The organism is Methyloglobulus sp., from assembly GCF_040079455.1.
Classification (GTDB): domain Bacteria; phylum Pseudomonadota; class Gammaproteobacteria; order Methylococcales; family Methylomonadaceae; genus Methyloglobulus.
Genome location: NZ_JBEBKJ010000095.1, coordinates 1 through 13,898, shown reverse-complemented (window position 1 = coordinate 13,898; position 13,898 = coordinate 1). Strand labels below are relative to the sequence as shown.

Annotated in this window: 13 protein-coding genes; 7 read left to right on the top strand and 6 right to left on the bottom strand. The window is 44.7% G+C overall.

Going from position 1 to position 13,898, the window contains the following annotated elements:
- The first annotated feature begins 278 nt into the window (after positions 1–278).
- From ABL924_RS16020 to ABL924_RS16010, 3 genes are all read left to right on the top strand, one after another.
- Positions 279–776, top strand: coding sequence for a hypothetical protein (locus ABL924_RS16020; protein WP_349028102.1), 498 nt, complete (start codon positions 279–281; stop codon positions 774–776).
- Positions 777–1,102: 326 nt separating this feature from the next.
- Positions 1,103–1,636 (top strand): gamma carbonic anhydrase family protein, encoded by a 534-nt coding sequence (locus ABL924_RS16015; RefSeq protein WP_349028101.1) that lies wholly within the window; start codon positions 1,103–1,105, stop codon positions 1,634–1,636.
- Positions 1,637–2,181: 545 nt separating this feature from the next.
- The gene (locus ABL924_RS16010; protein WP_349028100.1) at positions 2,182–2,457 is read left to right on the top strand and encodes a cupin domain-containing protein; all 276 of its coding nucleotides are present in this window, start codon (positions 2,182–2,184) and stop codon (positions 2,455–2,457) included.
- 77 nt (positions 2,458–2,534) lie between these two features.
- Here the strand turns inward: ABL924_RS16010 and ABL924_RS16005 are convergent, their stop codons facing one another.
- On the bottom strand, positions 2,535–2,846 hold the full coding sequence (locus ABL924_RS16005) for a hypothetical protein (protein WP_349028099.1): 312 nt from the start codon (positions 2,844–2,846) through the stop codon (positions 2,535–2,537).
- Here ABL924_RS16005 and ABL924_RS16000 point away from each other — a divergent pair.
- From ABL924_RS16000 to comJ, 3 genes are read left to right on the top strand one after another with little or no spacing between them, the layout of a single operon-like run.
- The gene (locus tag ABL924_RS16000; protein WP_349028098.1) at positions 2,846–3,637 is read left to right on the top strand and encodes a hypothetical protein; all 792 of its coding nucleotides are present in this window, start codon (positions 2,846–2,848) and stop codon (positions 3,635–3,637) included. The two genes, ABL924_RS16005 and ABL924_RS16000, sit on opposite strands and share 1 nt — an antisense overlap.
- A gap of 42 nt (positions 3,638–3,679) precedes the next feature.
- On the top strand, positions 3,680–3,994 hold the full coding sequence (locus tag ABL924_RS15995; protein ID WP_349028104.1) for a NucA/NucB deoxyribonuclease domain-containing protein: 315 nt from the start codon (positions 3,680–3,682) through the stop codon (positions 3,992–3,994).
- Between the two features lie 8 nt (positions 3,995–4,002).
- The gene (comJ, locus tag ABL924_RS15990) at positions 4,003–5,013 is read left to right on the top strand and encodes a competence protein ComJ (RefSeq protein WP_349028097.1); all 1,011 of its coding nucleotides are present in this window, start codon (positions 4,003–4,005) and stop codon (positions 5,011–5,013) included.
- A gap of 107 nt (positions 5,014–5,120) precedes the next feature.
- Here comJ and ABL924_RS15985 read toward each other — a convergent pair whose 3' ends face one another.
- The 5 genes from ABL924_RS15985 to gnd all read right to left on the bottom strand — a co-directional run bounded on the left by ABL924_RS15985 (position 5,121) and on the right by gnd (position 12,587).
- Positions 5,121–6,560 carry a transposase gene (locus ABL924_RS15985; RefSeq protein WP_349028096.1) on the bottom strand — a complete coding sequence of 480 codons (1,440 nt, stop codon included), beginning with the start codon at positions 6,558–6,560 and terminating at the stop codon, positions 5,121–5,123.
- A gap of 355 nt (positions 6,561–6,915) precedes the next feature.
- A complete protein-coding gene (locus ABL924_RS15980) occupies positions 6,916–8,556 on the bottom strand; it encodes a SpoIIE family protein phosphatase (RefSeq protein WP_349028095.1) in 1,641 nt (546 codons plus the stop codon).
- A gap of 286 nt (positions 8,557–8,842) precedes the next feature.
- Positions 8,843–9,976, bottom strand: a complete 1,134-nt coding sequence (locus ABL924_RS15975) for a glucose-6-phosphate dehydrogenase assembly protein OpcA (protein ID WP_349028094.1) — start codon at positions 9,974–9,976, stop codon at positions 8,843–8,845.
- Positions 9,973–11,523, bottom strand: coding sequence for a glucose-6-phosphate dehydrogenase (zwf, locus tag ABL924_RS15970; protein WP_349028103.1), 1,551 nt, complete (start codon positions 11,521–11,523; stop codon positions 9,973–9,975). Before zwf ends, ABL924_RS15975 begins: the two co-directional genes overlap by 4 nt.
- A gap of 89 nt (positions 11,524–11,612) precedes the next feature.
- A complete protein-coding gene (gnd, locus tag ABL924_RS15965) occupies positions 11,613–12,587 on the bottom strand; it encodes a phosphogluconate dehydrogenase (NAD(+)-dependent, decarboxylating) (protein ID WP_349028093.1) in 975 nt (324 codons plus the stop codon).
- 256 nt (positions 12,588–12,843) lie between these two features.
- On the opposite strand from gnd, the gene ABL924_RS15960 reads away from it, so the two are divergent.
- Positions 12,844–13,746: a D-hexose-6-phosphate mutarotase gene (locus tag ABL924_RS15960; RefSeq protein WP_349028092.1), complete on the top strand. Its 903-nt coding sequence runs from the start codon at positions 12,844–12,846 to the stop codon at positions 13,744–13,746.
- Positions 13,747–13,898 lie beyond the last annotated feature (152 nt).

The following is a 13,898-nucleotide window of genomic DNA, read 5'->3' as shown; positions in this document are numbered from 1 at the left end:
GGTCAATGCTTCCATCAAGCTGTGGGTAGCCCTGACTAATTCAACTACCTTCCTAGAGTACCAACGGAAATATATATGTATCTTTACGTAAACACTCTCTAAAATTTAACCTTAAATTTACGTAAATATCTCACGCAAAAATAGGGCTAATTTGGTACTCTCAAGCCTTATTTTTTTGCAAAATACACGTGTCTATGTGTTAGTATTAGACATTACCTATGAAATATTCAGGTAACAAGCAGTAACCATTTCATAACTCAACATCAGGATACATAAGCATGAAAACTAAAGAGATTATTGCTACAGGTATGGTCAGTATAGCTTTGTTGGCAGGCTGTGATAACGCCGGAAACGCCCCGAAAACTTCATCTACTGAACAATCAACTACAAGTAAAGCGGCTGATGCCGGTACTGCCGCTGTTAAAGACGCAACCGATGCTGCCACTACAGCCGTGGATAGCGCAGCAACCGCTGGAGCTGCAGCCGTTGAAAAAGCAGCAAGCACAGGTGCTGCTGCCGTAGACAGTGCCGCAACTGCTGGGACTGCTGCCGTTGAAAATGCAACCGATGCTGGCGCTGCAGCAGTAGAAGGTGCAGCAAATGCTGGTGCTGCTGCCGTAGAAGGAGCTGCCAATGCCGGCGCAGCAGCTGTTGAAGGTGCTAAAAGTGCTGGTACTGCTGCTGTTGAAGGTACAGCAGCCGTTGTTGAAGGCGCTAAAGACTCGGTTGCCAAACCGTTAGAAGCTGCAAAAGAAGCTGCTGCCGTAGGTAAATAAACTTGCTGTTGTCTGGCAGAGTTTTAAACTTCTGCCAGACAAACCGGCCTCAATCTCTCCGCTTACCCACCGTTAATGGCACAAGAGAGTTTTGTTCCAATTCCAAGACGATAAGCTGCCATACCTGGCAATACACATCAATCCAAACGCTACCTATATTCGCTATTAAAGGCTCATTTAATCAAGCCATAGGTACTGGTACTCTGGCAACTCGAAAAATTGTCGAACCTTGCTAGGATAATCGCAAATTACTTTTGTACTACTTACTAAGTTATAGCGTACTCAGCTTGTCGATCCATAACGTAACTTATTGTCAGAGATCCCCCATGAGTATTCGAAAATTCAACAATATTGTGCCAAGAATTGGCAGCTCGACTTACATTGACGACAGCGCCATTGTTATAGGTAATGTTACGATTGGTGATAATGTCTCTATCTGGCCGACGACTGTAATTAGAGGCGATGTTGAAAGCATCACTATTGGCGACGACACCAATATCCAAGATGGCTCTGTATTGCATGTTACGCATTATGGAAAATTTACGGATCGGGGTTATCCCTTAACTATCGGTAAAGGTGTTACCGTGGGCCACAGGGTAATTGCCCATGCTTGCACAATTGGCAACTACTGCCTAATCGGTATGGGCGCAATCGTTATGGACGATGCCGTCATAGAAGATTACGTAATGCTAGGTGCTGGCGCATTAGTTCCTTCCGGGAAAACGCTCGAAAGCGGACATCTTTACGTTGGCTCTCCGGCCAAATTAGTCAGGCCGTTAAAAGATAGTGAACGAGACTTTTTGGTCTATTCCAGTCAACATTATATAGATCTCAAAAACAAATATCTTGAGATCCCGTAACTGAATAATCCACGACAAAAGTAAAGCGGCTGATGCCGATGCTGGCACTGTAGCCCATAAGTATCTACACAACTTTTCAATATAACGAAAACAATGGGTTGCCAAGTCACCAAGCCTCTCTCCTGCTGGTTGGGGTGACGACTGCATGGATGCAGGAGGTAGGGCAACGCATGGAGCGGTTGCCGAGGAGAATAAAATCAACTGTTTATACCCCCCTCATCCCGACCTTAGCGTCGTAGATTCCATACCTACTCCCGCACTTCCGCCATCCCTGGCGGTCGTCCCTCAAGAGAGAAGGGGCAGATACTTATGCACTGTCGCCGTAGAAGGCTGGGTAGCCTTGAGCATCGCAAAAAACCCATCACGCCCATGCCAAACAATCAAACCATGCCTAAAACGGAGCGTTCTTTCAATCATACCGTCATATCCATAAGGGGATCTCAAAAAAATCCCCTTATGGATTCCAATATATTCGATTAGCACAAAAGACCGCCTGAAAAATGCTAAAATCCAGACTTAACCTATCACTTTAATTAAGGAAACCCATGACACAAATCACCATAGAACATAACCCCAGTGAAGAACGTTTGAAAGAATTAGGCGTAGCCAACTGGTCAATATGGGAGAAAGAAGTCTCCGAGTTCCCCATCGACTTTGACGAAACCGAAACCGCTTATATTTTAGAAGGCGAAATCCTAGTGACACCAGAAGGTGGCGAACCAGTACGAATCTTACCAGGCGACTTAGTGGTTTTCCCAGAAGGCCTAAACAGCCATTGGAAAGTTGTTAAACCCTTACGAAAACATTACAGTTATGATTAAAAATTAAATGACCCTGTAAGAACAGTGCCGTCATATCTGACAATGCGAGGAAGATACAGGGCAATCGCGCTTAAATTTTAGTCATTTAAAATCAACATGATACGAATAGTATTTTCTTGTCTTTTCGTGATTTTCTGCATTGTTTGAAAAAATAAAATTTGTAACTGATTGATTAAAATTAGATTATAAAAGTCAAGCACTTTTAAGCGCGATTGCCCTGCACAAATAGCTACAATCAGTTGACAAACATAGCAACTAACTGTTAACTTCATGTTCCACTCAACGATGGAGGTAATGCCGATGTTTAATGAAACCCAAACAAACATACTAAAATTATGCACATTCCTTTTTGCCTTAACATTAATACCAATGAAAGCATGGTCTGACAATGTGCCCCCCCCCCCCGTGTACTAAATTCAGCAATCTTTACCTGCCCAGTGCTTTTGAAATAGCATTAATAAATGGTGAAGACCCTGACTATACGGACTTTGCCCAGAATTTTCAAAACACACATCCAAAAATCGGCTGGTTTAACGATTACGCCGTCATGCAGGAATATCCCGATTTAGAGCTGAGCTTACAAGTCTGGCGCTTTCGGCATAACGTTTATGACAATGTTTGCCAGAAACAGCAAGATGCGGCAAAACTGCAACCCTTAAGCGGTATTGTCGCCCCAACCGCAATGGCTCGTTCGGTTACAACACGGCCACAACATTCATTAGCGGAAAATATTTTCCGCAAACGAGCTATAACCTTGCAAGTATTCGATGCAGGAGGGGGATATCCGTTTAACAATGACGGTGATGCGGTTGATATATGGTTCAATGGTGAACGTATACGCACGAATGCCCCAATACTTGCATGGCCAGGAATATCGCTGCCGTTAACTCTACAACCTTCCGATTTATTGGCTGCAAAGACAAACCAACTGTATTTTAAAGTCGTCAATACCGGTTTTTGGTTTGATCCGGGGGCTACTATTGGGGTTAATATTGCCCCTGCAAATGCGAGCAAAATTTTTCAACATGCTAGCGTGTCCAATTTACGGGTTCATCCTCAAGCCGTCAAATGGCACTTGGGTTTAAACCAAACTACCCCAGTGTTAAACTTGGCGCTTGGGCTGATGTGCTATGACCACAAGCGATGGCCAGAATCCACGCTGCATGTACAAAGGGCGTAAGCGGGAAAACCAGACAGCAAAGGCCGTAAACACCCTGAACGGATTGTCACCCGCGATTCAAAATCGCCAGCGGCAAAGGCAAAATCCATAGCTAGAGGTATTTTATCTACAAATAAAAAGCTTTATCCAATCAAACCAGGATTTGAGAGGGATGAATATCCGCCCAAGGCATTTAAAGAAAACGCTGGCACCGCACATATTCAGTACATGAATCCAAAAGATAATGGAGGTTCTGGCGGCTTTTTAGGTAATGTCTTAAAGCTATATAACGATGGCGACCAAATTGAATTGGTGGATGCCTTAATGGACTCTAATAAAGAAGGCTCTTTATATTACAAAGATGCCTATACGAAATAATTGCTGATATGAAAATACTCTCTTATTTTTCATTCGTAGATTACGGGACAGTGTACGTTTTTGACCCCGCCTATTATGTAGAGGGCGAAAGGCCTTGCGATTTTCAAGATATCCACATGGAGCAAGGTTTTTTCGCCTGGCCGGGTATGTTTGTGTTCTTCTTGCTTACGTCAGAATCGGTTATTCATATTGATGTTTATCTTGATGGGCCCGTACAGTTAAGTAACGACACCATTCGGGCAATTCAAGTGCCTTTTAAAGTGATAGGAGACGAAGGCATTGTGGTTGAACCGTTAATGGGTGAAAGCCGTTTCTTTGCGTTGCCTAAAGGCGATTATGCCCTAGTGTTTGAACAACGCTATATGTATAAATGGACTGAAGCGGATATGGCGTTGGATTCGACTGATCCTGAATGGCTTGAAGATAGAGGTACTTGGGATGTGGAAATACCCGCAGGTCAACCTGTAGACTTTCGTTTATGCCCTATGATAATGGGCCGGATATGGTTAAACCCAGCAACCAATGTGGAAGCCAAAATTTTGGTGCAGGATACAGCAGCCAATTCAAATTTTCCGTTAAATCCTGTTTATCCGTTAGTTATCGATGAACCACCAGCCCACATATCGCGGCAAGATGAAGTTGCCGAACAACAAAACGCGCTTGATGCCTTAAAGTTATTACTGCATTCCCAAGACAAAAATAAAGGTGTCCTATTAAAAGCATTCGCCGATGCTATTAACGATGCCGACCCCTATATCAGGGAGCAAGCGGTTTTAATGTTAATTCTAGCCAAGTTCGCTTTTGCGGAGGTGAGAGATATTCTTTTACCGGTTTTACAAAATCCCAATGAAGAACTTACGATTAAGGCCACGGCACTGAATGCTTTTGAATTCTTCCCGTTGGAAGAGCAGGCCATACAGATTTATCAGGAATACAAAGAGATTTTATATCAAGTCGGTTGGCATCAAGCGATTGTGCCGGATGGTGTTAGGAATATTTCCGCGCGACGGGGTTTGTAACCTGTCTCTTCTCAGCCAGACTGGGCATCTTGCCCCGTCTGTATCCCGTATGTTGGGTATTTTGTAGGTACTCTGTTCAAAGTCAAGCCCATTTAGTTGTATTTTGGTTATTTGGTGTTTATTGGGATTGCATAAAACCGTGTACTGTCGAACGGCTTATCGTGTTTTAGCATTCCGTGGATAGCATGGATCAGTTTACGCATCACCGCACAAACACCCTGCAACGGTTTCTTGCCATTTGCCATTATTACAAAAACGCCGCTGTTACCTGCAATTGGAGCAGATACTTTTGCCTGGTTTTCTTTGTTAAAGCTGGCGCCTATTAGTTTTGGCTCGTCGCCAATATTTGCAATCATCTGGCTGCTAAAAGTAAGCGAAGAGTCTCCTCCTGCAATCTCAATTTGTTTGCCGTAGGCAGATGCAGCAGCTTCAAGGGTTGTACCGGTTCCCAATTTTTTTATTATTGTTTCGGCTTTCTTTTCGTTGCGTATCACTCCTTCCACCATTGGTCTTGCAGTTGTTGCGTCTTGCGTTCCTTCGCTTTGTATTTTATCTACACTAGCTACAACAAATTGTTCACCAATATTAAATGGTTCACTTACATCTCCTTTTTTAGCTTCAAATACCCAGCGCACCAGTTGTCTTGCATCCTGCATCTGGCCTACAGAAAAATCATTCTCTTTTATTAGTGTTGGCAGGGTTACTCTTTGTAAGCCATTTTTAACAATATATGCTTCCAGTTCTTTTGCATTTTTTTGAGCCGATAATTTTGTTGCATTAAGATGGTCGAAATAAGCCTTGATGTGTGGGTCATGCTGTTTGGCGCTCAGGGCGGGCATGTACAGGGCGGCGCGGATATGGCGGTTGCCCGCCTTGGAGATGCGGGTCTTTTTGTGGACGCTTTTCCCGGAGTCAAATGCTTTAGGGCCAAGCCCGACAAACTTTACCCACTCGCGGTGCGAAAGGTCTGGCGGCAACAATAACAGCTCCCCCATTAGCGCAATGGTGCTGGTTTGAGCGATCCCTTTGATGCCGACCAACAGTTCCATAACCCGTTTAAGTTCAGAATGCTCTTCAATCCAAGCCGCCGCTTCAGCGGTCAGGCTGCCGATACGTTTTTCTAGTTGGGTGATCGCCAGCTTGGCATCACGCAGCACGGCTTTAGGGGGTTCTTGTGTGCCAGTTAACGCGTGCAGGTGGTTTTTGGCGGCGGCTTTTTGGCCCGTCAGCGCATTGATGCGGCGGGCAAAGTTGTGCGAGGCCTTTGGGTTCACCACCATCAGCAAGACAGCCGCATCATGCAGCGCGATGGCCAAATCAAAATGATAGATACCCGTGGCTTCCAGGCAAACTATAACCCCCTGCAGCTTCACCAGCTTCTTCACCAAGCGGGTTCGGTCTACCGGGGTATTGGTGAACTTTTGTGGGCCGAAAGGTTTGCCGTTCTTGCGGATCACCAAAACCAGCTCTTCAGCACCGACATCAATGCCAGCGAAATGCACCGGCTTGGGTTCTTGTTCGGTTTTGGTGGGTTGAATAGTGATCATATTGATTTGTTATAATGTGTTATAGAAAGTAGACTACCCAACGGTTCCAGGCCCAGCACATGCACCTGCCATCCTTGTGTATGCAGGCCCAAGGCCTCGGATACTCCACGGTATGGGTGAATAGGGCGGGAGCCAATCTTACACACAGGCTCTGATTAATTATCAGTCCTCAGGTTGGGACGGCCTCCCATTGAATCGTTAAAGCTTACTTTGTTTACTTCTGTATGTTTTTATTAAATTTCATCATACAAGGTTAGGTGAGGTACGAACCCCAACATTTTTTGGCACGATTTGTTGGGGTTCGCAATCCACCCACAACCTACATTTTCACCGCATAAGGCGCATATCTAATGCGTTAGAAAGGCGCAATATCTAGCTGTGTTAAATAATCAATTTTCCGAAACGGTATGCTTCGCCCGTATTTAAAAACCATCAGCGTAATATCATCATCGAAAGAGGTTCTTTGGCTAAATTGCCGTAACGCTGCAAATAGCGAATCAATGATGGTTTGCGGGGATTCCTGGGAGTTTTGCAAAACAAAAGCCTTAACGCGCTCCAGGCCAAAAAACTCCTGATTAGCGTTTTCAGCTTCGATTAAGCCATCGGTATAAAACAGGATCAAATCACCCTTTACTAGCACCGTCGTTTTTTCTTCAAAAATGACATTTTTTCTAATTCCTAATATTAATCCTTCAGCATCCAGCTCCTTAATTTCCTTTTGAAACTGGTTTAGTAATAAAGGTGGAGGATGTCCAGCATTGGCAAATCTTATTCGTTGCGTATGAATGTTGTATTGCAAATAAAACAAGGTGATGAAGTAGTCTGATTTATCTAAATCATCAAAAAGGAAATTGTTCAAAACTCCCAGAGTTTCTGAAGGGGTCGCCAGTAGATTGGTCTGCGCCCTTATAGCGCTGCGGGTTTCAACCATAAACAAGGCGGGGCCAATGGAATGGCCGGAAACATCGGCAATAACTATATCCAGTTGAGTTTCTTTCCGATAAAAATAATCAAAATAGTCGCCGCCCGCCTTATTGGCGGTCAAGCAACAACCGATTACTTCAAAATCATCCGATTTAATGGCCGAAGACGGCGATAAAGTAGCCTGGATTTGTTGGGCGATTTTAATTTCATTCTGTGCAATCGCCAGGTTGACGTGGGCTTGGCGAATTTGCTGTTCCGCCGCTTTACGACCGGAAATATCATGGATAAAGCCGCTAAAGATATAAGCGTTGCCGAGTTTTAATGGCGAAACACTGAGTTCGACGGGGAATTCAGTGCCGTCGTGGCGTAAGGCCACTTGTTCTGTTTGTTTGTTCAATATTGGAGCAACGCCAGTCTGTAAAAATGTGTGTAAGCCCTTGCGATGGGCATTACGAAAACGGGTAGGGATGATTAATTCATCCAAGCGCTGGCCTATCGCCTCATTCCGAGACCAACCAAACATTTTTTCAGCACGGGGATTCCAATCGGTAATAATACCGTAAGAATCCATGATGACAATTGCATTCATCGAGCTTTCGATAATCAGTCTAGTGCGTTTTTCAGACTCTATCAGTTCACTCTGAAAGTGCATTCTAGCGGTAATATCCCGGTCAACTCCTCGCCATTTCAGTAACTTCCCCTCTGCATTGATAATTGGCAAGCCAGTCGATTCAGTCAGCACTTCATGCCCATTTTTATGTTGATAATGGTTGACCAATGAATAAAACGGTTGTTGACTGGTAGCGTAAGTCTGTTGGGTTTCTTGGTCTTTGGCGGTTAAAAATTCTGTGTAATGTTTACCGATGACTTCCTCACGACTAAAGCCCAAGATTTGTTTGACGGCATTGCTGCTGTAGCTGTAGTAACCATTGGGGTCTTGTTCCCATAACCATTCGCCGGTCATTTCTGCCATTTGGCGAAACCGTTCTTCACTTTCGACCAATGCGGACTCAGCTTCTTTTCGGAGGGTGATGTCTTCATTGATATTTTGACTATCAATTCTATGTATCATAAAACGATTATCGTCTGGTTTGATTGCTTGAATCAATAAGATAAAAGACAGGTACAAGTTTTGTGTCTTAGTTAATGATAGTTTCGTGTATCTGCTTCAGTTGCTCAGGGATACACCACAACTATTGTTACCGTTGTCAAACAGTTGTCAAATCAAGACCACACAACCCGATTTTCCCAGGAGCTAGCTTCTTGCAGGTATTATACCAATCCCATATAAATCCCCTCAGCCTAGCCCTCTCCCTTTGGAGAAGGTAACAATGAAAACTTATTGGGATTGGTACAAGCTACTGCTGAAAAACAGCCGTCATCGCATTCGAAGACTTTAAGGCATTTTCGAATATTTTATCTCGGTTACGTTGTGCTAGTTGTGCGGAAACTAGGGTTGACCGTTCTGGTACGTGTGCGCTAAATGCACGTGGCGGGACGCTGGACATGGCTGCTACAATGCCAATCCTTTCATTCTCCAAGCGTTCAAAACAAATGCGCCCCGCATGTCCCGGCTTACTCCAGTCAAACAGTAAATGGTAGATTAATGGATCACCTTTGGGTAAGCGCTTGACCTGTATTTTTATATTCTGATGATTTTTCTTAAACCGCCATACCAGTTCAGAATCAGAAAGGCGTTTTCCATCAACGGCCTGCCAATTGAGTTGACTGGCTAACCAACCCGCCAATAACCAAGTCATCGGTAATGCATGTGGACCATGGGCTATTTCGATGGTATGCAAATCCTCAAGAGCGTTTGGTGCCGCCTGTGGATCAAGTACTTGGCTAATTAATTTGCGCCAACCTGCAAAGCGTCGCCAGGCAAGGTTATGGACAATTTGTGTGTTTTGCTTTGCGGCAACCCAGCGTGTCATGATAGCGACACCCTGGGCAGGATTTAGCCAGCCGACATTATCGTAGATAATCTGATTTGCCAATTCAGCCAGTTGAAAGAACACTTCACCGCCGGTGGGTGGTGGCCGCTGAGATGCCCACCATAAGGTCGTCGGTAAATCACCGACTAGCTGTGACCTAGCCACGGAAGGTAAACGATCAGACCCAACGGTTGTCGATATAACGTCTATCCGTTCTCCGCACACCTGCCAGCCATCGTCAAGTGCGGTGTAATAAATAGCAATACTGGCTTCAAGAGGGCCTGCACTCGGATTAGCATTTCCTACTAGCAGCAATATTCTCGCCGGATGAATATCCACAATAGGAGCAATTTCTTGACTGATAATTTCCGCTTCTTGGGGGGTGTCGCAGTAGATAATCAGATTGGACATGCAGGCGCGCATAACCACGGCGTGTCCGCCACTATTTACCTGATTAAACTGCGCCCATAACGCGGCTAATCCTGATTCAATCTGGGCTATTCTGATTCGTTTTGGTGGCTGGGTCACTACATTTGAAGTGCCATTTTTTGGGATCATAACATTCGCCACTTACGGTTATCGGATTCAATCAACCGATCTGCCTCAAGCGGACCCCAAGTTCCAGCAGCATATTCAGGAATCCAACGAGTTCTGCTGCTTGCCCAAACATTAAGAATATTATCTACCCATGCCCATGACGATTCGACAGAATCACGACGCATAAACAGGGTGGCATCACCCGCCATGACATCCAGGAGCAAGCGTTCATAAGCTTCGGGGGATTGTTCGCCAAAGGTTGAACCATAGCGGAAATCCATTTTAACAGGGAAAATTTTGAGTTTAGTGCCTGGCAATTTAGTCGCAATACGTAGCGATAAACCTTCATTGGGTTGAATGCTCAAGGCTAATACATTGGGCTCTAAAGGTTGGTCATGGTTGGCATTGAACAAAATCGGCGGCACACTTTTAAATTGGATGGCAATTTCACTGGCTCGTTTAGGCATGCGCTTGCCGGTACGTATGTAAAAAGGCACACCGGCCCACCGCCAGTTATCGATAAACAACTTGAGCGCAATATAAGTTTCGGTGATGGAATCTTGAGCAACACCTGCTTCCCGGCGGTAACCGGGTACATCTTCACCATGATGAAAGCCCGGTCCATATTGGGCGCGAACGACGTGTTGATCGAAATTTTCACTGGTGATTGGTCTGAGACAATTGAGAATATCTTGCCGATGATCTCGTATCACGTCGGCATCCATAATCCAGGGCGGTTCCATGGCGATGAGGGTCAACAATTGCAGGATATGATTTTGAATCATGTCACGGAGCGCACCGGCGCTATCGTAATACCCTGCCCGCGTACCTACGCCTTCTTCTTCCGCAACCGTGATTTGTACGTGATCAATATGCTTGGCGTTCCATAATGGCTCAAAGATGGCGTTGCCAAAGCGCATCGCCAAGATGTTCTGCACCGTTTCCTTGCCCAGATAATGATCGATGCGGTAAATCTGTTGCTCGTGGAAATTTTGTGACAAAGTTGCATTGACCTTACGGGCGCTCTCAAGATCCCTACCGATGGGTTTTTCTACGATGATCCGTGAAAAGGGGCTGTTCTCGTCAATCGGCATCACTAAGCCAGCAGCCTTGAGTTGGCAAACGCAGGTTTCGATGAGCGCGGGTGGAATCGCCAGATAAAATACGCGATTGCCAGGAATGCCGAAGTTGGACTCGATCTCTTTTAGCCGTTGTGCAAGTTGCACATAAGCATCGGGATTATCAAAAGAGCCTTGTAAATAATGCAGGCAGCGCTCAAAGTCCGACCAGTAATCAGGTTCCAAAGGTTGCCTGGAAAACTGTTCAATACCTTTACGGGCAAAGTCTCGATACTGACCATCATCCATTTGCTCAATCGCAAAACCAAGTGCCGCAAAATTAGCAGGCAATTCACCTTCCAGTGCTTGATTGTAAATAGCAGGCAGCAGTTTGCGTCGGGTAAGATCACCACCTCCGCCAAAGATCACTAACGTACACGGTTGTGGTGCCTGCGTTATATTAATCCCGGCTGTAAGTGGGTTATCGTGTTTTGTATCAGGCACAGGCATGCTCCATTTTGGATACATCAAGAAAGCGATATGCTCTCATAGGCTAAAGAGAGAAAAGTTTGCAATGTACAGGCCAATAAGTCTGCATCTTATTTCTTTTCAATATGACCACCAAATTGCTTACGCATAGCCGAAATAATCTTGTCAGAAAAAGTATTCTGATGCCGTGAACGAAAACGAGAATACAGCGCTGCCGTTAAAACATGTGCGGGAACCGCCTCTTCAACAGCAGCCATCACCGTCCAGCGGCCTTCTCCGGAGTCTTCTACATAGCCCGTGTAGCCCGATAAATCAGGATCTTCAACCAAGGAAATGGCGGTTAAGTCCAACAGCCAGGATTCGATTACGCTGCCCCTGCGCCAGACTTCGGCAATTTCTGTCAGATCGAGGTCGTAACGGTGTTCTTCAGGTAAATTAGTGGAAGTAGCATTTCGCATAATGTCGAAGCCTTCCGCATAGGCCTTCATCATGCCATATTCGATACCGTTATGGATCATTTTGACAAAATGGCCTGAGCCTACCGACCCACAATGCAAATAACCTTGTTCTGACGTACCGGCTAAATTGTCGCGACCTGGGGTTAACGGGATTTCACCTTTGCCCGGTGCAAGTGTTTTGAAAATGGGATCTAACAGTTGAACGGCCTGTTTCGGGCCGCCAATCATTAGGCAATAACCTCTTTCCAACCCCCATACTCCGCCACTGGTGCCGACATCAAGATAATGAATGCCCTTAGCCGCAAGGGTTTTCCCCCGACGCACGCCATCTTTGTAGAAGGAGTTACCACCATCAATAATAATGTCATCCTTATCCAAAAGCTCAGACAATGCCATGACGGTTTTTTCGGTCAAATCACCCGCAGGCACCATGCACCAAAGAACACGGGGAGGTTGTAGCATGGCGACAAGTTCTTCTAAAGATGTCGCACCTTGCGCGCCTTCATTCTTTAGGTTTTCCACGCTGGCCATGTTGACATCAAACCCGACACAGCTATGACCTCCAGCCATTAACCGTTTCACCATATTGGCACCCATCTTGCCTAGACCGACCATTCCTAACTGCATAATTTCCTCGTGTAGTTTATTGTTTAATTGGATTGCTTCATATTGGTGCAAAACAGCAAAAGCTTGCACTTAAATAGCTATTTTTAGATCTTGAAAACGCAGTTTCAATAGCAATCTGAAAAGTATCAGCAATATACATACCATAGTTTAAGTTTATTTGCCTTTGATTTCTGATAACTTTCTCGCAGATAGCCATCTGTTAAACTTGGCGTTATCATTGCTTAATCATTTATTACCTCATTCTGAAATAAAACGTATGGATATCGATCGACTTAACATTGATTACGGCATTGCAAATCACCTTACATTTGTAGCTGGAAACGGTGGACTACCGTTCATTGCCATCCGCAATCAAAGTGCTACCGCATTGATTTCCTTGCATGGTGGACAAATACTGTCTTTTAAGCCCATTGACGAAAATGTCGATATGCTTTTTCTAAGCAGCAAGTCATTTTACGAAGATGGCAAAGCTATCCGTGGTGGGATTCCCGTGTGCTGGCCTTGGTTTGGGCCTGACCCTAAAGGCTTACAGCGGCCTAACCACGGCTTTGTCCGCACTCACCTGTGGAAAGTATTAAGCACGACAAGCACAGATACTGAAACCAAGGTAAGTCTGCAATTTATAGAAAGCCAAAAAAAGGAAAAAACCTGGAAAAAACCCTTTACCTTAAAACTTGAATTTACCATCGGTGAAACCTTAAGTTTAGAACTGGTTACCCATAATACAGGAGATAACCCGTTTTCGATCACCCAAGCATTCCATACCTACTTCCATGTGGGGGACATCAACCAAGTTCAGGTTTTGGGATTAGAAGGATGCGATTATTTTGATAAATTAGACCAAGGCAAGGAAAAAACCCAAACAAGCATAGTCACCATTGCCGAGGAAATTGACCGTATTTACATGAATGTCGACAATCTATTGACTGTTATTGATCCCGTGTTTAAACGCCGAATTGAAATCGCATCACAACATTGTAAAACCGGTGTGGTCTGGAATCCTTGGCAAAAAACGTCAAGAAAAATGGCGGACTTAGCAAATCAGGATTATAAGCATTTTGTCTGTGTTGAAACGGGAAATATTGCTTTCGATCTTATCCAAATTCAACCGGGTGGCGAACACCGTTTGCACTCTAATTTTAAAATTTTACGCCATTAGAAAAACCCAGTCTCATAGTGTCATAGTGGCCTGAAAGGGTTTAATTAAACGGAACACATCTAGAGGCAGATTTATAAAGTCATTAGAGGTGGCTATGAAAGAACAAACGACACGGCCAAGTCCGAAGCACACGCTTGAATTTAAACAAGATG